Origin of the sequence: Geothrix mesophila, from assembly GCF_022808835.1 — a bacterium.
Classification (GTDB): domain Bacteria; phylum Acidobacteriota; class Holophagae; order Holophagales; family Holophagaceae; genus Geothrix; species Geothrix paludis.
In genome coordinates, this window is the sequence record NZ_JAKZLD010000001.1 from 427018 (window position 1) to 450093 (window position 23076).

Consider the following 23076-nt stretch of genomic DNA (forward strand, 5'->3'; position numbering starts at 1 on the left):
AGCCGCCACGGGGACAAGGTGCCTACGGACCAGCTTGCAGGCCCGTTTAGGTAGCCCCGCACAAGCAGGATGCCTCCCTCGCAAGATGAGGGCAAGTGTTATTTCATCGTGCGTTGAAAAGAGCGCCTACTTCAAAATCTCCCGGGCGATGACCATGCGCTGGATTTCGCTGGTGCCTTCGTAGATGGTGGTCACCCGGACATCCCGATAGAGCCGCTCGACGGTGTATTCCCGGGAGTACCCGTAGCCGCCATGGATCTGGACGGCCCGATCGCAGATCCACACCGCGCTTTCCGTGGTGAAGAGCTTGGCGGTGGCGGCCTCCACGGTGCAGGGCTTGCCGGCCCCCTTGAGGGCGGCGGCACGGTAGACGAGCAGGCGGGCGGCCTGGAGGCGCGCCTCCATCTCCGCCAGGTAGGTCTGGATCATCTGGTGCTCGCCGATGGGCTTTCCGAAGGACATGCGGGCCCTGGCGTAGGCCACGCTCTCGTCCATGGCCCGCTGGGCGATGCCCAAGGCTTGGGCCGCGATGCCCACGCGTCCGCCGTCGAGGCCGCCGAAGGCCACCTTCAGGCCGTCGCCGGGCTTGCCCAGCATGGCGTCCTCGGGCACGAAGGCATCCTCCAGGGCCACCATCACGGTCTTGCTGGAGCGGAGACCCATCTTGGCCTCGGGCCGGCCCATGACCACGCCCGGCTGATCCGCGTCGAGGATGAAGGCGCTGATGCCCTTCTTGCCCTTGTCCGGGTCAGTGCGCGCCATGGTGACGAAGTAGCGGCCCACGCCGCCGTTGGTGATCCACGCCTTCGCGCCGTTCAGCTTCCAGCCTCCGTCCACCCGGGTGGCGCGAGTCTTGAGGGCCGCGGCGTCGGAACCCGCGTCGGGCTCCGTGAGCATGAAGCCGCCGATCATCTCGCCGTTCGCCATGGGCTTGAGGTACTTCTGCTTCTGGGCTTCGGTGCCGAAGGCCAGGATCGGCCCGCAGGCCACGGAGTTGTTCACGCTCATGGTCACGGCCACGGAGGCGTCGGCATAGGCCACCTGCTCCAGGGCCAGGATGTAGCTGAGGAAGTCCACGCCGGCGCCGCCGTAGGCTTCGGGCACGACCATGCCCATGAAGCCCATCTCCCCGAGCTGCTTCACGATGTCGCTGGGGAACTCGCCGCTGGCGTCCCGCGCCGAAGCTCCGGGTTCGATCTCGGACATCGCGAAGTCCCGCGCGGCGTCGCGGATGGCGGTCTGATCCTCGGTGAACTGGGGGAACATGGGCGGCTCCGGTTGGATATCCCAGGTTAGCAAGGCGGGAACCGGCGGCTTTGGCGCCGCACCCCACCGGGGTCGGAACCACAGACCGCCCACGCCCCGGCCTTGGGAACCTCAAGCTTTCCGGGAGGGGGATATGTTCAGCAGCCGAGGTCCTTCTTCAGAAGTCCCAGCGCGGCTTTGGATCCCTCCCATTTCATGAGGGCCAGGGCCTCATCGGGCGCGCACCACTTGAACTCGCTGTGTTCCAGAGGCTCCAGGCGAACGGGGGCCTCGGCGGACACCTCCATGGAGAAGCAGGTCTCCGTGTTGAACCTGGGCTCCGCGTCCGGGAAGCGCACGATGGCGGGGTCCACCCAGAAGCTGTGGGAGAGGCCCAGGGGCCGCAGCGTGCCGGTGAGGCCCGTCTCCTCCATCAGCTCCCGGTGGGCGGTCTGCTCGGGCATCTCGCCGGGTTCCATCATGCCGGTGACACTCTGCCACCAGAGCCCGTGCGCCGGGACGCGAAGCATCATCAGGATCTCGGGGCCCGCCGCGCCGCGCCGCCAGGTCATGGCGGAGACGCTGCGGCTGGGTTCGCGGACCGGCTGCAGGTCCATGGCGAGGCAGGCGACGAGGTGGGCCTGGAGGCGGTCCGCCGCGACTTCCCAGCTGGGCGCGTCCTCGCCCAGCAGCGACTGGAGGCTGCAGACGCCCTTGTCGGTGAAGCCGCAGGGCGTGATCCAGCGGAAGTGGTCGAGGTTGGGGCGCACGTTGAAGGCGATGCCGTGGGTGGTGATCCAGCGGCTGAGGTGGAGGCCGATGGCGCCCAGCTTCTCCAGGCCCCGCGGAGTTTCGACCCAGATGCCCGGGGCGCCCTTGAGGCGGTCCGCCACCACGCCGAAGTCCGCTGCGGTGCGGATCATGGCCTCCTCCAGCCCGCGCACCAGGCGGCCCACATCCTCCCGGCCGCCCCGGAGGTTGCAGATGGGGTAGGCCACGATCTGACCGGGGCCATGGTAGGTGACCTCGCCGCCCCGATCGGTGCGGTGGACGCTCACGCCCTGGGCGGCCAGGAAATCGTCGCTCATGTGGATGTCGGCAGGCGTGGCGTTCCTGCCCAGCGTGAAGACGGGATCGTGTTCCAGGAGCACAAGCTGGTCGGGATTTCCCGGCTCGCTCACATGGGCGGCCAGGGCCTTCTGCATGCGGAGGCCCGCGGGATAGAACACCCGTCCGAACCGGCGGAGCTGGGCGGGACGGGGATTGGAGAAGCCGACTTCGGACATGCCTCGAGTGTAGCCGGGGCGACGGGCCGGCCCCGCCTCTGGCATGATCGTTGGAAGGATGAGTCTGGATCCTTCCAACATTGGCCGCTTCAAGGTCCTCGGCACGCTTGGTTCTGGCGCGATGGGAACGGTGTATCTGGCGGAGGACCCCCTGCTCAAGCGGGCCCTGGCCATCAAGGTGGTCCGGGAAGGCACCGGGGACGCGGAGGTGCTGCTCCGCTTCAAGCGCGAGGCGGAGATCTCGGCCCGGCTGAACCACCCCAACGCCATCACGGTCTATGACGTGGGGGAAGCGCAGGATCTCGGGCCCTACCTCGTCATGGAGTACGTGGAGGGAGAATCCCTGTCGGACCGGATCCGGCGCGGCCCGCTGGATCCCGACGAAACGGCGGGTCTGCTGATCCAGGCCGCGGATGCCCTGGTCGCCGTGCATGCCCTGGGGATCCTCCACCGGGACATCAAGCCCGACAACTTCATGGTGGCCAAGGACGGACGCCTGAAACTCATGGACTTCGGCATCGCCCGGGGCGACCAGACGGGGCGGCTGACCACCACGTCGACTTTCCTGGGCACCCCGGCCTACGCGGCCCCGGAGGTGCTGAACGGCGAGAGGGCCACTCCGGCCGCGGACCGCTGGGCCCTGGCGCTCACGGCCTTCGAGATGCTGACGGGCACGCTTCCGTTCGCGGGAGACAGTGTGGGGGCAACCCTCTACCGGATCGTGCATGAGGCCCCGGTCTGGCCGCCGGATTTCCCTTCCCGCCTGGCCGAAGTCTTCGGGAAGGCCCTGGACAAGAACCCGGAGAAGCGGTACCCGGACCTCTCCTCCTTCTTGGCGGCTCTCATCGAGGCGCTGCCCCTGCCCCCGGAGCGCCGCGCGGCCCACCTGGCCCAGCTGGCCTCCACGGCTCCGGTGAAGGCCACGGGCACGCTGAGGCTTGAGCACCCGGCCGCCGCCTCTCCGCAGCGCCGATGGCTCTGGGCGGGGGGCGCCCTCCTGGCGGCGCTCGCGCTCGGGTTCCTGGTGCTTCGGCCCGAGCCCAGCCGTGTCCTGTCCATCGAATCGAAGCCCGGGGGCGCCGAGGTGTTCCTCGACGGGACGTCTCTGGGGCGGACGCCGCTGCGCCAGGTGGTGGTGAAGGGAAAGGCGAACCTGCTCCGCCTGGAGAAGCCGGACTATCTGCCCTTGGCCTATCGGCTGAAGGCCGAGGACAAGGATCTGACCCTCCGGCTTCAGCCGGCGCCTTTCCAGATCCAGGTGGCCACCGAGCCGGCGGGCGCCGCGATCCTGCTGGACGGAGAGCCCAAGGGGAAGACGCCCGCCGCCATCGAGATTCCCGGAGAAGGCAGCCACCAGCTTCGGCTTGAGCTGGAGGGGTACCAGCCCTGGATCGCGGTCCCGGAGCGGCACCGGTCGCTGCCGGATCCCATCCAGCTCCAGAAGCACCGGGGGAAGAAGGGCGCCGGTGACGGAAAGATCCGGAAGTTCTTCAAGGGGATCTTCCAGTAGGGAGTTGTCAGCGTTCAGCTGTCAGCTATCAGTAACGGCACGGCGGCCCGAGGGCCGCCGCATCTTTGGCCGACAGCTGATAGCTGACCACCACTTCCGTCATCATGGACCCATGGCGAGCGTGATCGTGGTGGGCGGCGGTGCGGCGGGGCTGGTGGCGGCCTGGCGGGCCGCTTCGCAGGGGCACGCCGTGACGCTGCTGGAGGCCAACGGCCGGCTGGGCGTGAAGCTCCGCATCAGCGGCGGCGGCAAGTGCAACATCACCCACGACGGCCCACCGAAGGCCCTGCTGGCGGCCTTTCCCAAGGATCAGGCCCGCTTCCTTCGCCCCTCTCTCCATGCCTTCGGCAATGGGGCCGTGCTGGACCTGCTGCGCCGGGAGGGTGTGGAAACCTACATTCGGGAGAACGGCCGGGTGTTCCCCCAGGACCGCCCCGGCAGCGCCGCGGCCGTGGTGGCCGCCTTCGAGACCCTCGTGCGCCGGGTGGGCGTGGCCGTGCGCACAGGGGCCCGCGTGACCGCGCTGGAAGGCCGCGCGCCACGCCTGGCAGCCCTGCGCGTGGGCGAGGCCCGGATGGAGGCGGATCATGTCATCCTCGCCACCGGTGGAGCGAGCTATCCCGAGACCGGCACGCGGGGAGAGGTGCTGGGGTGGCTGAGAGCGTTGGGCATCCCCGTGAAGCCCTGGTTCCCGGCGCTGGCGCCCATCCCGCTGGCACGTCCGCACCCCGCCTGGGAGGGCGTGGCCCTGAGGAACGGCGAGCTGCGCCTGTGCGCGGGGCCCGCCGGACGCCGGCTGGCCGCCTTCGCGGGGGATGTCCTCTTCACCAGGACCGGCATCAGTGGTCCCGCCGCCCTGGAACTGAGCCAGGCCGTGGAGCGTGCCCGCCGAGAGGGCGCGGCCTGGCTGGCGCATGCCAGCCGCCTGGAGGCGCCGGAGGCGGTGGACGCCGCGCTCCAGGCTGAGGCCCGCGCCAACCCGCGCCTGCGCGCGGCCACCTGGTTGCAGCGGCACCTGCCGGAGCGGCTCGTGGAAGATCTTCTGGGGGAGGCGGAGATCGGTCGCGACCTCATGCTCAAGGATCTCTCCAAGGTCGGACGGCGGGTGCTGGTGGGCCTCGTCACGGCCCTTCCGCTGGGCGCGCCTCAGCCCGTCCCCCTGGCCCGGGGCGAGGTGGCGGCGGGGGGCGTGAACCTGGTCGCCGTGGACCCGCGCACCATGGCGCTGCGCGGTTGGGAGAACTTGCGGGTCTGCGGCGAGCTGCTGGACCTCGACGGTCCCGTGGGCGGCTACAACCTCCAGGCTGCGTTCAGCACCGGGTACGCGGCGGGGACGATCTAGACCTGTTTGGCCAGATCCAGGACCAGCTCGCAGAGCCGGGCCGCATAGCCCGTCTCGTTGTCGTGCCAGCCGAAGACCTTCACGAAGCGCGGGCCGAGGGTCATGGTGAGATCCAGGTCCATCAGCACGCTTTCCGCCCGGCCGGTGATGTCGCTGCTGACCGCGTGGGGCGGGGCCAGATCCACGAGGCCCTTCCAGGGCCCGGCCACGGCGGAGGCGTAGGCCGCGTTCAGGGCGGCGGCATCGGCCTCGCGGTGGAGGGTGGCCACGACGTCCACCAGGTTGACGTTCAAGGTCGGAACCCGGAGGGCCACGCCGTCAAACGCGGGCGGCAGATCCGGCATAACCCGGTGCAGGGCTCCGAAGGCGCTCGAGGTGGTGGGGATGATGCTCAGGAAGGCCGCCCGGGCGCGGCGCAGGTCCTTGTGGGGCAGATCCATGAGACGCTGGTCGTTGGTGACCACGTGGACGGTGCTCATGCCCGCGTGGTCGAGACCGAAGGCGTCGTCCAGGATCCTCAGCATGGGGGCCGTGGCGTGGGCGGTGCAGCTCGCGTTGGAGATCACCCGGTGGCGGGTCAGGTCGAGTCCGGATCCGTTCACGGGGGCGATGACGGTGTAGTCCGCGTCGGGGCTGGGGGCGCTGATCACGACGTGCGACACGCCATTTTTGAGATGCCGGGTGGCGTCGACTTTCCGGGTGAAGCGACCGCTGGCCTCCACCACGAGGCGGGTGCCGGCGGGGAAGGGGATCAGGGCCGGATCCGCGGCGTGGAAGAGGGGCACCCGGCGCCCGCCCAGCAGCAGGAAATCCTGCCCGCCCTCCGTGAGGCCTTCGATGGGCTCGAGGCTGGGGCCGTGGACGGAGTCGTAGCGGAGCAGGTGGACCAGCTGGTCCATGGGGGCGGGGTCGTTCACGGCGCCCAGGGCGCCGGGCTGGGTCGCCGTCAGGCGACGCACCAGCAAACGGCCGATGCGGCCGAGGCCATTCAGGGCTAGGGCGGTCATCGGCTAGAGGCGCTCCAGCAGGTGGACGCAGAGGTCCTTCAGGCGGGCGGCGTAGCCGAACTCGTTGTCATACCAGGCGAAGACCTTGACCAGCCGAGGTCCCAGCACCTTCGTGAGGTAGGGGTCGTACAGGGTGCTGGCGGTCCGTCCCCGCAGGTCCGCGCTCACCAGCTCCGCGTCGAGCACCTCCAGGTAGGGCGCCAGGGGGCCGGTCTCGGCGGCCTGGCGGTAGGCCTCCTGCACGGCTTCCAGGGTGGCGTCGGACTTGAGGGTGGCGGTGAGGTCGACGATGCTCACGTCGGGGGTGGGGACGCGCACCGCCAGGCCGTCCATGCGGCCCTTGAGGTGGGGCAGCACCAGGCCGATGGCTTTGGCCGCGCCGGTGCTGGTGGGAATCATGCTGAGGGCCGCGGCCCGCGCCCGGCGGAGATCCTTGTGGGGGAGGTCGAGGACCCGCTGGTCGTTGGTGTAGCTGTGCACCGTGGTCATGAAGCCGTAGTCGATGCCGAAGGCCTCGTCCATCACCTTCACCAGGGGGCCGAGGCAGTTGGTCGTGCAGCTCGCGTTGGAGATCACGTGCTCGTTCGCGGGATCCAGCGTCGCTTCGTTCACGCCCATCACGATGGTGCGATCCGCGTCGCCGGAAGGCGCGCTGATGATCACGTGGCTGACGCTGCCCTGGAGATGGACGGCGGCCTGGGCCCGCTTGGTGAACTTCCCGGTGCATTCCAGGACCACCTGGGCTCCCTGGGCCCCGAAGGGGATGAGCTGGGGATCCTTCTCCGCGTAGACCCGGATGCGGCGCCCGTCCAGCACCAGGTAGTTCCCGTCGGAGGCCACCGGGAAGTCCGCGGGGCCATGCACGGAGTCGTACTTCATCAGGTGGGCCAGGGTGGCGGCGTCCGTGAGGTCGTTCACCGCGACCACGCGCACATGGGGCACCTTCATGAGGTGCCTCAGCACCAGCCTCCCGATCCGTCCCAACCCGTTGATGGCCACCTTCTTCATGGCGCCCTCCGATTCCCAGTTGTACCGATCCGGGGCGGTCCTGTCGAAGGAAAACCCGGCGCAGTCTACGAAATGAAAAACCCGGCGGAGCCGGGTTTTCGTCCCCGGGTGGAGCAGGGGTCAGCTGGCGAGGCTGACGCGCTTGAGCCGGCTCGTCGGAGCCTCCAGCTTCTTGGCGAGCGTGTTCCGATGGATGCCCAATTCCCGGGCCGCGGCGCTGTGGTTCCCCTCGTGGGTCGCCAGCACTTCCTCCAGGTACACCCGCTCGAATTCGCGGCGTGCCAGCTCCAGAGGCACACCGCCACGCACCATCTCCGCCACGAGGATACGCAGCTTCTCGCGCATTCCGTCTTCTCCATCATCCGTTTCGGGACCAAGAAGGTAGCACCGCGATGAAAAGAGTGAAAGCCCCGTGACAACCTCAAAACGCAGGCGCAGACTGTGGAAAAGTGTGTGGAATGCCTGTGCATGGAATGGGAGCTGATGTGCGCAAGACCAAACTCGTGATGACCTTGGGACCCGCCCTGATGCAAGGCGACCGGTTGCGGGAATCCCTTCGCGAGGCGGATGCGGTCCGGCTGAATGCCAGCCATGGAGATCCCGCGACGCGCCTGGAGGCCCTCCAGAAAGTCCGGACCCTGGCCGCGGAACTCGGCCGCTCCATTCCCGTGTTCCTGGACCTCCAGGGCCCGAAATGGCGGGTGGGCCTGCTGGAAACGCTCGTGGACCTGGCCGAGGGAAGCGAAGGGGTCTTCCACGCGCCCGGCGCCACTGTTCCCTCCGGCGTGGCCTGGGCCGCGCCCCTGCCGCATCCCGAGCTCTTCGAGGGAGCGGAACCTGGCCAGCTTTGGCTCCTGGACGACGGCGCCATCACGGTGAGGATCCTCGCGAAGAGCGCGGACCTGCTGAAGGCCCAGGTGGTCATCGGCGGCCCCCTCAAGGCGCGGAAGGGCGTCCATCCGATCGGCATGGACATCAATGTGGACCCCTTGACCGAAAAGGATCACGCCGACATCCGGTGGGGCGTGGAGCACGAGGTGGATCTCTTCGCGCAGAGCTTCGTCCGCCGGGCCTCCGACGTGCAGCAGCTCCAGGCCATCATCCAGCACCTGGGCGGAACCCAGCCCATCATCGCCAAGATCGAGCACCCCACGGCCCTGGCCCACCTGGGCGAGATCCTCGACGTCTCCTGGGGCGTGATGGTGGCCCGCGGCGACCTGGGCGTGGAGCTCGGCGTAGAGCGGGTTCCCGGCCTGCAGAAGGAGATCATCCGGGCCGCCCGCAAGGCCCTGAAGCCGGTGATCACCGCCACCCAGATGCTGGAGAGCATGATCGAGCACGCCCAGCCCACCCGCGCCGAGGCCAGCGATGTGGCGAACGCCATCTGGGATGGGACGGACGCCGTCATGCTCAGCGCCGAGAGCGCCACGGGGGCCCATCCCGTGGAAGCCGTCCAGTGGCTGGCCCGCATCGCCGCCGAGGCGGACAGCAACGTGAAGCAGCGCACCCCCACGCTGCCCGACGAGCTGGCCGAGAAGGTGCTCTCCCGCACGGACATCTCCGTGGCCTTCGCCGCCTGCCGCACGGCGGACGAGATCAACGCCCGCTGGATCGTGGCCTTCACCGAGGGTGGCGGCACGGCCCGCATGGTGAGCCGCCTAGCGGGCCGTACGCCGGTACTGGGCGCCACGGTGGACGAAGTCACCGCCAGGCGCATGGGCCTCCTGCGGGGCGTCACGGCCCTGCTCATCCCCCGGGTGAGCAGCACGGACGAGATGGTGTCCGTGGTGCGCGAGCTGCTGGTGGCCAAGCACGAGCTGGGGAGCCTCGACCGCGTCGTCATGACCATGGGCCTGCCCTTGTGGAAGACCGGCAGCACGAACACCATGAAGGTGATGACCTTCTGAAGGAGGGCCCATGAGCCTCACCCGTCCGCTCCCCGGCGAATACGCCGAAGGCTACGCCATCTACATCGCCGAGGCCGGCGAGGGCGATGTGCTGGCCACCCTCCAGGCGCAACAGGAGGAGGTAGCGGCCCTGTTCGGGGGACTGTCCGACGCCCAGGGCGGATTCCGCTACGCCCCCGGCAAGTGGAGTCTGAAGGACCTGCTCCAGCACATCATCGATGCCGAGCGCATCTTCACCTACCGCTGCCTGCGCATCGGGCGGGGGGACGCCACTCCCATGCCGGGCTTCGACGAAGATCCCTATGCCATCGCCGCCCAGGCCGACGCGCGCACCATGGTCGACCTGATCGCGGAATGGCGCGCCCTGCGGACCGCCAGCCTCGCGCTGTTCCGCAGCCTGCCGGACGCCGCATGGGGGAACCAGGGCACCACCAACAACCGGGCCATCACGGCGCGCTGCATCCCCTACATCACCCTCGGCCACGCGGCCCACCACCTGACGGTGATCCGCGAGCGCTACCTGCCCGTGCTGAAGTAGCCTCTCCAGCCGTCCAGGGCGTCCGCCAGTTTCTCGAGCTGGGCGGGCTCCGTGGTGCGGAAGCGGCTCACCAGCTTCCAGCCCTGGGCCACCTTCTGGTACCGGTGCAGCCAGAGGGAAGGGCCTTCCCAGTCGCCTTCGGGATCGGTCTTCGTCTTCACGAGGAACGCCACCGTGGTCCAGGGCCCGCGGGCCAGGAAGCGCCGGCCCAGCTCCTGGATGCCGGACTCCTCGTCGGATTCCAGCACCAGGTCGTCGAGATCCGGAATGATCATGGGAACACCTCGCTCAGTTCCTTCATCCTAGTTCCCTGGAGGCCGCTTCGTGGAGAAGCTCATGGGGTTCGTCGGCGCCACCCTGGGCAGCCTCGTCGGCTGGTACCTGGGTGACCTCGTCGGGATCACGACCGCAGTGGTGCTCAGCATGGTGGGCACGGGCGCCGGCATCTGGGCAGGGCGCTGGGCCGCGCAGCGGTGGCTGGAGTCCTGACGGGCCTTTGAGCTTTCACCGCGGCCATGGTTCCATCAGGCATGCGCATCGAATGCATCGCCATCGGCACCGAACTGCTCACCACCCGCCGCCTGGATACGAATTCCGTGTGGCTGGGGGAGCGCCTGGCCTCCCTGGGCCTGGCCTTCCACCGCAAGACCGCCGTGGGAGACAGCCATCAGGACTTGGCCACGCTCTTCCGCGAGGCCCTGACGCGTTCCGACCTCATCCTTACGACTGGCGGGCTGGGGCCCACCTTTGACGACTTCACCAAGGAGTGCTTCGCGGAGGTACTGGGCGCGGAGCTGCGCGAGGACGCCCAGAGCCGCGAGGACATGCTGGCCTTCTATGCCGCCCGCAAGCGGGTGCCCCCGGCCTCCAACTTCAAGCAGGCCCTGCTTCCGGAAGGGGCGGAGGCGCTGCGCAATCCTGTGGGGACGGCTCCTGGCGTGTGGTGGGAGGGGCCGAAGGGGCATCCCGGCGTGCGCGTCGTGATGATGCCGGGGGTGCCCCGCGAGATGAAGCGCATGTGGGAGGACCAGGTGGAGCCCCGCCTGCGTGCCCTGGCGGGGACCCCCACGCACACGCTGCGCATGGTGGTGGCGGGGGTGCCCGAGAGCGCCCTGGACGAGCGCATCCGCCCGGTCCGAGAGCGGCACGGCCACCTGGATTGGACCATCCTCGCCAGCCTCACCCAGGTCGAGCTGCTGGCCCGCGGCTCCGATCCCGCGGCCCTGGAGGCTGCCCGGGCCGACTTCCAGCCCGTGCTGGGCGAGGACCTGGTGGGCGTGGGGGCGGGCAACCTCGAAGATGCGGTGTTGGCGGGCCTGAAGGCTCGTGGGGAGACGCTGGCCCTGGCCGAGAGCGTGACGGGTGGCCTGCTGGCCTCCCGCCTCACGGCGATTCCCGGCGCCAGCGAGGTGTTCCTGGGGGGCGTCACGGTCTACTCGGCGAAAGCCAAGGTGGCCCTGCTGGGGCTGGATGCGACCCAGCTGGCCCAGGATGGCCCCGTGTCCGAAGCCACCAGCCGCGAGCTGGCCGAGCGGGTTCGGGCTACGCTGGGTGCCACCTGGGGCCTGGGGATCACCGGCAATGCCGGCCCGGGTGCCGAAGGAGGCGCGCCGGTGGGAGCCCTGTTCATCGCCTTGGCTGGACCAGAGGGAACGGTCGCGAAGACCCTGACCATCCCCGGTGACCGGGTGGACGTGCAGCTGCGGGGCACGGCTTGGGCGCTGGATTTTCTGCGACGGGAATCGAACTAGACCTAAAGCATTAGTTTATTTATATCAATTTTTGGATACAGAAGTTACAGCATTGTTGCAAAAAATGAAATGAATGGGCGTCATCCTTCTGGCCAGCGGGTCTTCGCCAGCCAAGGAGGAGCACCATGTCGAAAGTCATCCAGCAGATCCTCATCGCCGGACTGGCCACCCTCGCGGTGGCGTGCAGCAGCGGTTCCGCTTCCAGCGCCTCGTCCCAGCCCACGCCGTCGGCGTCCGTCAAGGTCGCAGGCCTGGTGTCCGGAACCACCGGGGCGCTGTCCTTCAACCAGCAGCCCCTGCTCACCGGGGGAGCCGCGGTCACGGTCAACAGCCAGCCCGGCACCACGGCCCAGATCCAGCCCGGCGCGGTGATCCAGGGGACCGCCACACGCACGTCCCAGGGGCTCCAGCTGGTGTCTGTCAACCTGCACCATGACCTGGAGGGGGCCATCACCAGCATCGATCTGGCCGGATCCAGCTTCGTGGTTCTGGGGAAGACGGTGCTGGTGGACGCCCTCACCCGCATCATCCAGGAAGGGCCCGGAGACGCCCAGGCCAGCCTGACCCTCGCCGACCTCAAGACCGGGGACCAGGTGGAGGTCTACGGATCGGAGAAAGCGGACGGGACTGTCCTGGCCACCCGGGTTGAGCGGGAGACTATCGGGACCGAAGCCACGGACACCTTCCATGGGACCGTCAGCGCCCTCGACCCGGCAGCCCAGACCTTCCAGGCTGGCGGGTTCCTCGTCTCGTACGGTTCGGCCACCGTGTCGGGCACCCTCGCCAACGGCGTGAGGGTCGAGGTTCGCGGCACCGCCTCCGGGGCCGCCTTCGCGGCGGTCTGGGTGAAGGTCGAACTGGCCGAATCCGATTCCGAGGTGGAGCTGGCCGGGCCCATCAGCGGTCTGGACTCCACTGCCAAGACCTTCCTGTTGATGTCCTACAAGGTGGACTACAGCGCGGCCGAGGTGGAAGGAACCCTCGCGGAGGGCGCCCAGGTGGAGGTGGAGGGAACCGCCGGTCCGACCGGGACCAGTACCCTCAAGGCCCGGGAGGTGACGGTGCGCTTTCCTTTGGGCGGCAGCGGGACGAGCGACACGGAGACGGTGGGCACGGTCACGGCCGTCGACGCTGCCGCAGGGACCATCAGCCTGGGCAGCACCACCTTCTGGACCGACAGTACCACCCTGTTTGTGAAGGGGGAGGCTCCGGCCTCGTTCGGTGCCGTGACGGTGGGAGTCACAGTGGAAATCCACGCGCTCAGCACGAAGATCAACGCGGCCGGGCAAGCCTATGCCTCCCTGGTGGTGGTGAGCGGCTAGGGCCGAGGTGACGGGTTCCGGCGCATTTCAGGCGGGAGACCACTGCTGATAACCTGAGTGGATGCCTGCGATCCACTCCTCCACTCCGCTCATTTGGTGCCTTGCCGCCTTCCTGTGCGGAAGCATCCCCTTCGGCCTCCTGCTGGTGAAGCTGGCGGGGAAGGGGGATGTGCGGGCCCACGGCAGCGGCAACATCGGCGCCACGAACGTCAGTCGCGTCGGCGGGAAGGCCCTGGGCGCCATCACCCTGCTGCTGGACATCGCCAAGGGCTTCCTGCCCGTGTTCCTGGCGAAGAAGGCGGGCGTGGGCGTCGACCTGCTGGCCCTCATGGCCCTGGCCGCCGTGCTGGGCCACGTGTTCACGCCCTGGCTGAAGTTCCAGGGCGGAAAAGGCGTGGCCACGGCCCTGGGTGTGATCCTGGCCGCGGACGCCGCCATGGTCCTCCTGCCGCTGGGCATCTTCATCTTCGCCCTCTGGCTCACCCGCCATGTGAGCCTGGGAAGCATCCTGGCGGCGGCCATGGTGCCCGTGCAGCTCCTCCTGAATCGCGGTACCCACAGCCCCGTGGCGGAGCTGCTCGGCCAGGGGCCGGCGCCGGTCCTTCCCTGGGCCGCCCTGGCCGTCCTGGTGATCTGGAAGCACCGCGAGAACATCCTGCGCCTGCAGGCGGGCACCGAATCCAAGCTGTGGGGCGCGAAGAAGGAGGACGCGAATGTCCAGGGCTGACATCGGCGTCTTCGGCTCCGGCGCCTGGGGCACGGCCCTGGCCATCACCTGGGCCCGCGCGGGCGCGAAGGTGGCGCTCTGGGGCAATTTCCCCGACGAGATGGCCCAGATGGCCGCCACGCGCAGGCACCTCCGCCTGAAGGACGTGGCCTTCCCCGAGAACCTTCAGACGTCGGACGACCCGACCGAAGCCTTCCGCGCCCCGCTGTGGATCTCGGCCATGCCGACGCAGGTGACGCCGGAGGCCTGGAGGATGCTGCGTCCGAAGGCGCCACAGGCGGCCGAGCTCGTGATCCACGTCAGCAAGGGCATCCTCCAGAGCACCCACCAGACCCTGTCCCAGGCACTGACGGGAGTGCTGGACATCCCCGTGGGCGTTCTCTCCGGCCCCACCTTCGCCGACGAGGTCAGCCGGGGGGTGCCCTCGGCCATCGTGATGGCCCTGCCGCCCACCGTGAGCGACGCGCGGGCCATGGCGCTCCAGGCGCAGCTCTCCTCCGAGAAGCTGCGCATCTACCTCAGCCGGGACGTGGTGGGCACGGAGCTCTGCGGCGCCCTCAAGAACGTCCTCGCCATCGCGGCGGGCCTGGTGGACGGCCTCAAGCTGGGCTACAACGCCCGGGCGGCCCTCATCACCCGGGGCCTGGCCGAGATGGCCCGCCTGGTGGAGGTGCTGGGCGGCCAGCCGTCCACGGTGATGGGCCTGGCGGGCATGGGCGACCTGCTGCTTACGGCCACGGGCCCCCAGAGCCGCAACCGCACCTTCGGCGAACTGGTGGGGAAGGGGAACAGCGTGGAGGCGGCCCGGGACGCCCTGGGCGGCCAGATCATCGAGGGCATGTTCACCACGGACGCGGCCCTGGCCCTGGCCAAGGAGCACGGCCTGGACCTGCCCATCGCCGCCGAGGTCCACCGTCTCCTCAACGGCGAGCGCCCCGAGGAGGCCGTGCGGCGATTGATGACGAGGTCTCTGAAATCGGAATGAAGGCAGACCTGAAAAACTCACGCAGAGGTCGCGGAGGGGGCTGAGGTTCGCTGAGAAAAGATCCGGGTCGGCTTGATTCCTCCGCGTTCTCTGCTGTCTCTGCATCCTCTGCGAGTGTATTTTTCTGGTCTTGAGGGGCACCCATGGCCGATCCGTTCCGTTTCCGCATCCTCCAGCACGGTCCCGCGGGCTCGCCCGTCCGCGAAGCCTTCACCCCCGCGGAGCCGAAACCGGGCTGGGTCCGTCTGGAACTGAAGGCCATGGCGCTCAACCACCTGGATCTCTGGACCACCTTCGGCCTGCCGGGGTTTCCCCTGCCGCTTCCCCTCACGCCCGGCTGCGATGGCGCGGGCGTGGTGGCGGCCGCGGGCGACGGGACGGTCCTGCCCCCGGGCGTGGAGGTGGGCGGCAGCGCCATGATCGCGCCCGGCCTGAGCTGCGGCGTGTGTCCGGCCTGCCTGCGGGGCGACGACATGCTCTGCCCTTCCTACGGCGTCCTGGGCCATGTCTGCGACGGCACGGCCGCCACCCATGTGCTGGTGCCCGCCGCCAACCTGCTGCCCATCCCCCCGAACTGGGACTTCGACCAGGCCGCGGCCTTTCCCCTGGTCTTCCTCACGGCCTGGGAGATGCTGGTCCACAAAGTCGATTTCCGGCCTGGAGAGACCGCCCTCGTGTGGGGCGGGGGCAGCGGGGTAGGCAGTGCGGCCATCCAGCTCGTGAAGGCCCTGGGCGGCACCGCCATCGCCGTGGTGGGCAGCGAGGCCAAGGCCATGAAGTGCTGGGACCTGGGCGCCGAGCATGTCCTCGTCCGGGGCGATCTGAAGGCCCTGGCTTCCAAGGTGCGCGACCTGACGGGCAAGCGGGGGGTGGACGTGGTGTTCGAGCACACCGGGGCCGCCACGTGGGCCACCAGCCTCAGCGTCTGCGCGCGCGGGGGGCGCATCGTCACCTGCGGGGCCACCACGGGGCGCGAGACGTCCTTCGATCTGCGAGCCCTCTTCGCCAAGCAGATCCAGATCCGCGGCTCGTACATGGGCCGGCGCGAGCACCTGTGGACCCTGCTGTCCCTGCTGAAGAAGAACCCCACCAACCCGCCCTTCCGGCCCGTCATCGACCGCACCTTCGACCTGGCGGAATATCCCGAGGCCCAGCGCCATCTCGAGGCCGGCCAGGGCTTCGGCAAGGTGGTGTGCCGGGTGCCCTGATGCTGAGGAACCTGCCGCTTCCGGAAGGCTCGACCTTCACCTGGGTGGATCTGGTGGACCCCACGACCGCTGAAATGGCCGAGGTGGCTGGACGCTACGGGCTCCACCCCGCGGCGGTGCGGGACCTGCTCAACCAGCCCCACCTGCCCAAATTCGAGCGGCTTCCTGGGCAGCAATTGCTCATCCTGCGGGCCTACGACGAAGTGGCCAAGCGCGGCGACACCATCCAGGCCATGACCCGTCGCCTGGTGGTGCTGATGATGGAGGGAGCCGTCATCACCGTCCACCGTCGGGAGCAGCCCTTCTTCGCCCAGGCCGCCGAGCGGGCGGCGACGGGCCAGGCCCTCCGCCCGGAACAGCTGGTGCTGGCCCTCTGCGCCAAGGCCGTGGCCTCCTTCGACGAGCCCCTGCGCGAGAGCGAGGAGAAGCTGGACCAGATCGAGGCCGCCCTCTTCAACCGCAAGATCCCCCACCAGGGGGTCCGGCAGGTCTACGGGCTCAAGCGCCGCTGCGCGGTCATCAAGCGGACCCTCGGGCGCATCACGACGGCCCTGGGCCCGCTCAAGGAGCAGGCCCGGGACGACCAGGGCCTGCTGGCGGACGTGGTGGAGGAGGCCGATCGCCTGCACACCTGGGCCGACGAGCTGCTGGAGAGCGCCACCCACCTCATGAACCTGGAGATCAGCCTGGCCAGCCAGCGGACGAACGAGGTCATGCGGGTGCTCACGGTCTTCAGCGCCTTTTTCCTGCCTCTCACGTTCATCGCAGGAGTCTATGGGATGAACTTCAAGCGGATGCCCGAGCTGGAACACCGCTTCGGGTACCCCCTGGTCATCGGCGCCATGCTCCTCACCGCCTTGGCCATCTGGGCCTGGTTCCGCCGGAAGGGCTGGCTGAAATAGGCGCCTGCTGCGCCGGTCCGGGCAAGCGGCTAGACTGAAACGTTTGCGCAAGGAGCTCCCGTGAAGGTCCTCATCCTCGGTGTCAATGGATTCATCGGATCCCATCTGGTGGACCGCATCATGCAGGACACAGACTGGGAGGTGTACGGCCTGGATCTGGGCACGCACAAGGTGTCCGACCACCTGGCCAACCCCCGCTTTCACTTCGTGGAGGGCGACGTCACCATCTCCAAGGAGTGGATCGAGTACCACATCAAGAAGTGCGACGTGGTGCTGCCCCTGGTGGCCATCGCGACGCCCAAGGTCTACGTGACCGATCCCCTGCGGGTCTTCGAGCTGGACTTCGAGGAGAACCTCCGGGTGGTGCGCCAGTGCGTGAAGTACAAGAAGCGCGTGGTGTTCCCCAGCACCTCCGAGGTCTACGGCATGTGCCCCGACGCGGAGTTCGACGAGCACGAATCGCCCCTGGTGACGGGCCCCATCCCCATGAACCGCTGGATCTACAGCACGAGCAAGCAGCTGCTGGACCGCGTCATCTGGGCCTACGGCTTCCAGCAGGGGCTGAAATTCACGCTCTTCCGCCCCTTCAACTGGATGGGCCCCAAGCTCGACAGCCTGAACACCGCCAAGGAGGGCAGCAGCCGCCTGGTGACGCAGTTCAGCTGGAACCTGTTCAACGGCGAGCCCTTGCAGCTGGTGGACGGAGGCACGGCGCGTCGCTGCTTCATCGATGTGGCCGACGCCCTGGACGGCCTCATGGCCGTGCTGCGGAACGAAGGCGGCAAGGCTGACGGCCAGATCTTCAACATCGGCAACCCCGCCAACGACTACAGTGTGCGCGAGATCGCCGAGATGATGATCGCCATCTGGAAGGACCACCCCTTCCGCATCGAGCGCGGCATCCCCGAGGGGACGATGGTGGAGACCGGCAGTGGCGACTTCTACGGCAAGGGCTATCAGGACGTGGCCCGCCGCACGCCCAGCATCAAGCGCATGCAACAGACCTTCGGCTTCCAGCCCAAGGTCTCCATGAAGGACTCCCTGAAGAAGGCCATCGACTTCTTCGTGGAAGAGCACAAGGCGCTGGAAAAGGTCGTCGAGACCGAGAACTAGGCCCGACCCGCGCCCATGACGCGCCGCGAACGGAACACCCTCCTCGCCCTCTGGTTCTTCCTGGGGCTGTTGCCGCTGCTCGTGCGGCCGCTGTGGGAGCCGGACGAGGGTCGCTACGCGGAGATCCCGCGCGAGATGCTGGCCACGGGCGACTGGCTGACGCCGCGCCTCAACGGGGTGCTCTACTTCGAGAAGCCGCCGCTGCAGTACTGGCTGTCCGCCCTCGGCATGAAGCTCTTCGGGCAGAACGGCGCCGCGGCCCGGCTGCCTCTGGCCCTGGCCTCGGGCCTCATGATCTGGGCGGCCTGGCGGCTGGCCAGGCGCCTGGGCGCCCGGGATGCCCGCTGGGCACCCTTCATGGCCGCGACTGGACTGCTGGCGTTCCTCGTGGGGCAGCTCCTCACGCTGGATGCCCTGTTCAGCGCCTTCCTGGTGGCGGCCCTGGCGGCCCTGGTCGAGGCCGTGGCCCAGCGCCGAGAGGGGAAGGGCGGTCTCGGCTGGACGCTGTTGGCCTTCACGCTCATGGCCGGGGCCATGCTCACCAAGGGGCTGGCCCAGGTGATCCTCGTGGGGGGCATCCTGGTGTTCTCGCTGCCCTTCGGCTGGAAGGACGCCGCCCTCCGCCGGGCCATCCTGCGGACGGCCTTCGATCCCCTGGGATGGCTGCTCTACCTGGTGCTGGTGTCGCCCTGGTTCTGGTTCGTGGACCGGGCCAATCCCGGCCACGCGCACTTCTTCTTCATCCACGAGCACTTCACCCGCTTCCTGACCCATGAACATGCCCGCCAGGGCTCGAACAACTGGCTGCTGGACAAGCTCTATTTCATCGGGGTCCTCGCGGTGGGGTTGCTGCCCTGGCTGTCGATCTCGATGGTCGGCCTCAAGCGCGCCTGGACCTTCCTGAAGGGCAGGGGACCGCAGGGCCAGGACCCTCTGGCCCGGTGGATCGTCGGCGCCACCTTCGTGGGGTTCCTCTGGCCTCTGGTCTTCTTCAGCCTGTCCGGTTCCAAGCTGCCGCCCTACATCCTGCCCGTCCTCGTGCCCCTGGCCGCCCTGGCCTGCGCCTTCGAGCGCGAGGGCGAAGCGCCTGCGGCCTTGCGCCGCATGGGCTGGGAACTGATGGGGCTCGGCGCCCTCTTCCTCCTGGCCGCCGCCGCCCTCCGCACCGGAATGAACGGATCCTGGTGGTTGGCGCTGCCGGGTCTGGCCTTCATCGGGCTGGGCCTCTGGGCCCGTCACCTCAAGGTCCTCACCGGGCCGCGCCTCATGGTCTCCATGGGGATCGCCCTGTGGCTGCTGACGGCCGCCGCCCAGGTGGCCGTCGGTCCCGGCAAGTCCGTGGCCGATCTGGCCCGCTCTGCGCCGCCGGGAGCCCAGTGGATCAGCTACGGCAACTACTTCCAGGGCCTCCCCTTCTACGCCCGCACCCGGGCGGTGGTGGTGGCGGGCACCGGTGAGCTGGCCTACGGCCGGGACCACCTGGGCTTGGCGGCGCCCCGCTGGTTCAATGAAAACCCTGATGCCCTGGGCGCCATGGCCGACCTCCTGAGGGCCGAGGCGCCGGAGCGTCCCGTGTTCCTCATGGCCAAGGCTGCCAACTGGAAGGGACTCTCCCCGGCGGAAAGGGCGCGCTGGGAGGTGGTGGGCCAGAGCCAGGCGGCGGTGGTGGCCAGGCGGCGCTGAGAGGTCGTAACAAAACCCCTCGCCCCGCGTCGTGGGGTTTTGTTACGACCTCTAAGTCCGCACCGTCCCCCTCGCGGGTCGGTTGCTTCTCACTCCGGCTCTGGTGGGAAGAGCGCCTACTTCACGGCCTCTTTGACCCCGTGTCCGGCTTCCTTGGCGCCCTTGGCCACGCCCTTGCCGGCGGTCTTGGCGCCGCGGCCGACGGCCTTGCCGCCTTCCTTGGCCGCGTGGCCCACCGCCTTGCCGCCCTTCTTGAAGCCCTGGCCGATCTGCCGGGCGGCCTGCTTGATGTCTTCCTTCACGCCGTCCGCGGGAACGGGGGCGGCCAGGAGCAGGAGGCTGAGGAGGGCGGGCGCCATGCCTTCATTGTAAGCCCTTTGGGGATCTCCCCACGATGGGGGAAGATGGAGGGATGGACGGACATCCGAACGCCTCGCCCTCCGGGGGCCGCCTCGCGGAATGGCTGCGGGCCCACGCGCCTGAGCTGCTCTTCGCCTTGCTGCTGCTGGCGGTGCTGCCCATGCGCGATCTCTGGGCCCCGGACGAGCCGGACTTCGCCCAGTGCGTGAAGGAGATGCGCCTCCGCGGCGATTGGCTGCTGCCCTACCTGAACGGGGTCCCCTACAGCGAGAAGCCCATCCTCTACTACTGGGTGATGAAGGGTTCCTCGGTGCTGCTGGACGCGCTCACCGGCGGGTTCGGGTTCACCCAGGACGTGGCCGCCTGGGCCCTCCGCCTGCCCTCCGTGATCGCCGCGGTGGCCTTCCTGTCCGCCTTCAGGCGCTGGGCCGTCCGCTTCCTGGAACCGGGGACGGCGGAGTCCGCGGCCCTGGTGCTCGCCACCACGCCCCTCTGGTTCTGGCAGGCCCAGTTCATCCAGATCGACATGCTCTTCTCCGCCCTGCTGGCCTGGAGCTGGCTGGCCTGGCTGGGGGGCTACCTCCTCCTGCGCGGCCACAGCGCCGAGGCCACGCCCGGCGAACACCGCCGCTGGTTCCTCAAGGCCTATTTCTGGCTGGCCCTGGCCTTCCTGGCCAAGGGGCCGCTGGCGCCGGTGCTGTCCGTCCTGGTGCTGGCGGCCTTCCTGGCCTGGCAGAAGGACCTTGCGGTGCTGCGGCGCGCCGGCATCGTCGCGGGCCTCTGCCTCACCCTGCTGCTGGTGGCGCCCTGGTACGTGGCCGCGGGCCTCAAGGGCGGAGCCCACTATGCCTATGAGCTGATCATCTTCCAGAACTTCCAGCGCGCCACGCATGCCTGGGATCACATCCAGCCCTGGTGGCGGTACTTCGAGTATCTTCTGGGCGACTTCTTCCCCTGGGTGCTCCTGCTGCCGGCCCTGGCCCTGCACCTGCGCCGGGAGCGGTCCCTGGGAGATCCCGCGAAGCGCTTCGCCCTGCTGGCCTTCCTGGTGCCCTTCGTCTTCCTCAGCGCCGTGCAGAGCAAGCAGGGCAAGTATCTGCTCATGGGCTACCCCTTCCTGGCCCTGCTCGTCGGCGATCTGTTCCGGCGGTTGGAGGACTCCCGCGCCCGGCGGCTGGGCCTTCTGCTCACGGTCGGCCTCGCGCTGCCGGCCTTCGCCCTGGCTGCCGTCGCGACGGGAGCGGGCGGAGCGAAGGTGCAGACTCAGTTGGCGGCCTTCCAGGGACCCATCCGCCTCATGGCCCTGGTCCTGGGGGCGGGGACGGTCGCCGTGGCGGTCCTGGCCTGGAGGCAGCGGTCCAGGCACCTCGTTCCGACAGCGGCTCTGGCCCTCGGCCTGCTCTACCTGGTGGGCGGCACCTGGGGCTTCCGGCTGCTGAATCCGCAGAAGAGCTACCGCCGCTGGACCGTGGCTGTCCAGCCCCTGATCGCCGGGCGGCAGGTCTTCTACTGGCAGACCATCCGCAGCGGGGTCATGGTCTACACGGACCACCTCATGCCCGAGCTGCGGCGGGCCGAAGCCCTGGAGACTCTCGACCCGGAGGCCCGGCTGGTGGCCCAGCGCGGCGAGTGGGAGCAGGACGCCTGGGGCATGACGCCCGCCCTGCGAGCCCGGTTCGAGGTGCTGCTGGCCGTGCCCACGGGCGGCGGCGAGATCCTGCTCCTCAGGAGGAGGCCGTGATTCCGGCCGGCGCCCACTGGATCCGCATGCCCCGCTTCGTGGGCGACGCCATCCTGATGCACCAGGCTGCCGCGCCCCTTCTGGCCGCGGGCCAGCCCCTGGTGGCCTGGGGCCCGGCGGCCACGGTGGAGCTGTTCGAAGGATCCCCGGGCTACGTCGGCGTTGTGCCCGATCCCCCGAAGAAGGCGGGCCTGCTGGAAGGAGCCCGGTTGCTGCGGAATCACCAGCCGGCCTCCCTGCTGGCCCTGGCCAAGAGCCTGCGCGCCCCGGCCGCCGCCTTCGTGGCGAGGGTGCCGCGGCGGGTGGGCTGCGGAGACGGGGGGGCCTCCCTGCTGCTCACGTCCAGCCTCAAGTACTGGAAGCGGGATGACCATTCCCTCGACCGGTACCGCGACATCGTGCGGCTCGGCTACCCCGAGCTGGGCGCTCCGGCCTTCCTCCCGTTCCGTCCCAGGGAGGAGAGCCTCGCCTTCGTGGAGGCCGTCCGCAGGGACCATGGCCTCGATCGGGATCCCTACGTGGCCTTCGCCATGGGCGCGGCGGCGGGGGCCAAGCGCCTGGGCCTGGACCTCCTGGTGGACCTCGCCCATCGCACGCTGGCGGCGGGCCTGCGCATCGTGGTGCTGGGCGGTCCCGGAGACGACGTGACCAGGGCCGAGGCCTTCCGCCAGCGCGTGCCCGAGGCGCTGGACCTGACGGCGCGGATCCCTTGGTCCCAGAGTGCCGCATGGCTGGCGGGCGCCCAGGCGGTGCTGGCCAACGATTCCGGGCTGGCCCACCTGGCGGCGGTCGTCGGCACCCCGGTGGTGGTGGTGTTCGGGCCCACCATCCCGCGGCATACGGCGCCCCGGGGGCCGAAGGTGACTGTGGTGCGCAAGGAGGACCTTGCCTGCCTCGAGTGCCAGAAGTGGCACTGCCCGCTGCCGGACCACCCCTGCATGACCCAGGTGCCCGCCGGCATCATCTGGGACGCCCTGGAAGCCCACCTCGCCGCCTCTGTCCCGGAGACCCCGTGAGCCCCAACTTGAAGGCCATTCCCCTGATCGTGCTGGGTGTGCTGCTGAATGCGGCCGCGCAGATCTGCCTCAAGAAAGGCCTCCAGGCCGCTGGCGGCATGCAGCTGGCCGTGGGCCCTCTGTTCAGGCTGATGCTCGAACCCTGGGTGCTGGCCGGCCTCGCCTGCTACGCGGTGAGCGTGGTCGTGTGGCTTGGCGCCCTGTCCATGGTGCAGGTGAACTACGCCTATCCCTTCCTGGCGCTCGGGTTCGTCGCCAACGCGCTCATGGCCCGGACCTTCCTCGGCGAGGCCATGACGCCCATGCGCTGGGTGGCCCTCACGATCATCGTCATCGGCGTGGGCCTCCAGGCCCTGAGCGGCCGGGGACAATAGCCGCCGCGGTCTCTGGAGGCCGCGGATCGCTTGGTATCCTGGAGGATCTGT

The 23076-nt window shown here is 69.2% G+C and carries 23 protein-coding genes; 16 read left to right on the plus strand and 7 right to left on the minus strand.

Annotated features, from left to right (window positions below; translation table 11 throughout):
* Positions 1–126: 126 nt before the first annotated feature.
* Both MLG87_RS01990 and lipB read right to left on the minus strand, forming a co-directional pair.
* Positions 127–1266, minus strand: a complete 1140-nt coding sequence (locus MLG87_RS01990; protein ID WP_243293552.1) for an acyl-CoA dehydrogenase family protein — start codon at positions 1264–1266, stop codon at positions 127–129.
* A 137-nt stretch (positions 1267–1403) separates the two neighbouring features.
* On the minus strand, positions 1404–2531 hold the full coding sequence (gene lipB, locus MLG87_RS01995; RefSeq protein ID WP_243293553.1) for a lipoyl(octanoyl) transferase LipB: 1128 nt from the start codon (positions 2529–2531) through the stop codon (positions 1404–1406).
* A gap of 58 nt (positions 2532–2589) precedes the next feature.
* Between lipB and MLG87_RS02000 the strand changes: the two genes are divergently transcribed.
* Both MLG87_RS02000 and MLG87_RS02005 read left to right on the plus strand, forming a co-directional pair.
* Positions 2590–4041: a serine/threonine-protein kinase gene (locus tag MLG87_RS02000; RefSeq protein WP_243293554.1), complete on the plus strand. Its 1452-nt coding sequence runs from the start codon at positions 2590–2592 to the stop codon at positions 4039–4041.
* A gap of 112 nt (positions 4042–4153) precedes the next feature.
* Positions 4154–5383, plus strand: coding sequence for a BaiN/RdsA family NAD(P)/FAD-dependent oxidoreductase (locus tag MLG87_RS02005; RefSeq protein WP_243293555.1), 1230 nt, complete (start codon positions 4154–4156; stop codon positions 5381–5383).
* Here the strand turns inward: MLG87_RS02005 and MLG87_RS02010 are convergent.
* From MLG87_RS02010 to MLG87_RS02020, 3 genes are all read right to left on the minus strand, one after another.
* Entirely contained in the window at positions 5380–6390 is a 1011-nt protein-coding gene (locus MLG87_RS02010; RefSeq protein WP_243293556.1) for a type I glyceraldehyde-3-phosphate dehydrogenase, read from the minus strand. The genes MLG87_RS02005 and MLG87_RS02010 overlap by 4 nt on opposite strands.
* Positions 6391–6393: 3 nt before the next feature.
* Positions 6394–7398, minus strand: coding sequence for a type I glyceraldehyde-3-phosphate dehydrogenase (gap, locus tag MLG87_RS02015; RefSeq protein WP_243293557.1), 1005 nt, complete (start codon positions 7396–7398; stop codon positions 6394–6396).
* Between the two features lie 120 nt (positions 7399–7518).
* Positions 7519–7743 (minus strand): helix-turn-helix domain-containing protein, encoded by a 225-nt coding sequence (locus tag MLG87_RS02020; protein WP_243286319.1) that lies wholly within the window; start codon positions 7741–7743, stop codon positions 7519–7521.
* A 140-nt stretch (positions 7744–7883) separates the two neighbouring features.
* Between MLG87_RS02020 and pyk the strand changes: the two genes are divergently transcribed.
* A complete protein-coding gene (gene pyk / locus MLG87_RS02025; RefSeq protein WP_243293558.1) occupies positions 7884–9305 on the plus strand; it encodes a pyruvate kinase in 1422 nt (473 codons plus the stop codon).
* Positions 9306–9315: 10 nt separating this feature from the next.
* Entirely contained in the window at positions 9316–9843 is a 528-nt protein-coding gene (locus MLG87_RS02030; RefSeq protein WP_243293559.1) for a DinB family protein, read from the plus strand.
* Here the strand turns inward: MLG87_RS02030 and MLG87_RS02035 are convergent.
* Positions 9822–10118, minus strand: coding sequence for a hypothetical protein (locus MLG87_RS02035; protein ID WP_243293560.1), 297 nt, complete (start codon positions 10116–10118; stop codon positions 9822–9824). The genes MLG87_RS02030 and MLG87_RS02035 overlap by 22 nt on opposite strands.
* 49 nt (positions 10119–10167) lie before the next feature.
* Between MLG87_RS02035 and MLG87_RS02040 the strand changes: the two genes are divergently transcribed.
* From MLG87_RS02040 to MLG87_RS02080, 9 genes are all read left to right on the plus strand, one after another.
* Positions 10168–10332: a hypothetical protein gene (locus tag MLG87_RS02040; RefSeq protein ID WP_243293561.1), complete on the plus strand. Its 165-nt coding sequence runs from the start codon at positions 10168–10170 to the stop codon at positions 10330–10332.
* A gap of 41 nt (positions 10333–10373) precedes the next feature.
* A complete protein-coding gene (locus MLG87_RS02045) occupies positions 10374–11594 on the plus strand; it encodes a CinA family nicotinamide mononucleotide deamidase-related protein (protein WP_243293562.1) in 1221 nt (406 codons plus the stop codon).
* Between the two features lie 125 nt (positions 11595–11719).
* The gene (locus MLG87_RS02050) at positions 11720–12916 is read left to right on the plus strand and encodes a DUF5666 domain-containing protein (RefSeq protein WP_243293563.1); all 1197 of its coding nucleotides are present in this window, start codon (positions 11720–11722) and stop codon (positions 12914–12916) included.
* A gap of 61 nt (positions 12917–12977) precedes the next feature.
* Positions 12978–13643 carry a glycerol-3-phosphate 1-O-acyltransferase PlsY gene (gene plsY, locus MLG87_RS02055; protein WP_243293564.1) on the plus strand — a complete coding sequence of 222 codons (666 nt, stop codon included), beginning with the start codon at positions 12978–12980 and terminating at the stop codon, positions 13641–13643.
* Positions 13630–14628, plus strand: a complete 999-nt coding sequence (locus tag MLG87_RS02060; RefSeq protein ID WP_243293565.1) for an NAD(P)H-dependent glycerol-3-phosphate dehydrogenase — start codon at positions 13630–13632, stop codon at positions 14626–14628. Before plsY ends, MLG87_RS02060 begins: the two co-directional genes overlap by 14 nt.
* Positions 14629–14771: 143 nt before the next feature.
* The gene (locus MLG87_RS02065) at positions 14772–15836 is read left to right on the plus strand and encodes a zinc-binding dehydrogenase (protein WP_243293566.1); all 1065 of its coding nucleotides are present in this window, start codon (positions 14772–14774) and stop codon (positions 15834–15836) included.
* Entirely contained in the window at positions 15836–16738 is a 903-nt protein-coding gene (locus tag MLG87_RS02070) for a CorA family divalent cation transporter (RefSeq protein WP_243293567.1), read from the plus strand. Before MLG87_RS02065 ends, MLG87_RS02070 begins: the two co-directional genes overlap by 1 nt.
* Before the next feature lie 60 nt (positions 16739–16798).
* On the plus strand, positions 16799–17851 hold the full coding sequence (locus tag MLG87_RS02075; RefSeq protein ID WP_243293568.1) for a bifunctional UDP-4-keto-pentose/UDP-xylose synthase: 1053 nt from the start codon (positions 16799–16801) through the stop codon (positions 17849–17851).
* A 15-nt stretch (positions 17852–17866) separates the two neighbouring features.
* Positions 17867–19534 carry a glycosyltransferase family 39 protein gene (locus tag MLG87_RS02080; protein WP_243293569.1) on the plus strand — a complete coding sequence of 556 codons (1668 nt, stop codon included), beginning with the start codon at positions 17867–17869 and terminating at the stop codon, positions 19532–19534.
* Between the two features lie 116 nt (positions 19535–19650).
* Here the strand turns inward: MLG87_RS02080 and MLG87_RS02085 are convergent, their stop codons facing one another.
* Positions 19651–19893 carry a hypothetical protein gene (locus MLG87_RS02085; protein ID WP_243286307.1) on the minus strand — a complete coding sequence of 81 codons (243 nt, stop codon included), beginning with the start codon at positions 19891–19893 and terminating at the stop codon, positions 19651–19653.
* A 53-nt stretch (positions 19894–19946) separates the two neighbouring features.
* Here MLG87_RS02085 and MLG87_RS02090 point away from each other — a divergent pair, with 53 nt between their 5' ends.
* Genes MLG87_RS02090 through MLG87_RS02100 form a run of 3 tightly spaced genes read left to right on the plus strand, consistent with a single transcriptional unit; the run spans position 19947 to position 23025 of the window.
* Positions 19947–21635, plus strand: a complete 1689-nt coding sequence (locus MLG87_RS02090; RefSeq protein ID WP_243293570.1) for an ArnT family glycosyltransferase — start codon at positions 19947–19949, stop codon at positions 21633–21635.
* Positions 21632–22651, plus strand: a complete 1020-nt coding sequence (locus MLG87_RS02095) for a glycosyltransferase family 9 protein (RefSeq protein ID WP_243293571.1) — start codon at positions 21632–21634, stop codon at positions 22649–22651. The genes MLG87_RS02090 and MLG87_RS02095 overlap by 4 nt, the downstream gene beginning before the upstream one ends.
* A complete protein-coding gene (locus MLG87_RS02100) occupies positions 22648–23025 on the plus strand; it encodes a DMT family transporter (RefSeq protein ID WP_243293572.1) in 378 nt (125 codons plus the stop codon). Before MLG87_RS02095 ends, MLG87_RS02100 begins: the two co-directional genes overlap by 4 nt.
* Positions 23026–23076: the final 51 nt, after the last annotated feature.